The organism is Tamlana crocina, from assembly GCF_012037625.1.
Map to the genome: position 1 here is coordinate 1 of NZ_JAAVJS010000664.1, position 325 is coordinate 325.

Sequence of the window (325 nt, forward strand, 5' to 3'; positions counted from 1 at the left end):
TGCGGGGATAGCTCTGATTCCGTATTCGGCAGCAATAGGATCCTGCCAAAACATCAAATTGGAAACATGGTTCCATTGGCCTAAATTGTCTTCTTCAATAGCTTTTAACCATTTATCCTTTTGTCCCGGGCGATCAAGGGAAACCTGGATGATATTGAAACCTTTGTCATGATATTCATTATACACCTTTACAATATTTGGATTTTCCACTCTACATGGACGGCACCATGCTGCCCAAAAGTCGACCAAGGTTACTTTTCCCAAAACATCCTTTAATGCGAGTTCCTCACCTTCCGGGGTTGGTGCGCTAAAAGCGGGAGCCGGG

1 protein-coding gene is annotated in these 325 nt (G+C 44.6%); it reads right to left on the reverse strand.

Going from position 1 to position 325, the window contains the following annotated elements:
- The coding region (locus HC176_RS18480) for a peroxiredoxin family protein (RefSeq protein WP_167920447.1) at window positions 1–325 on the reverse strand (325 nt) is incomplete at both ends.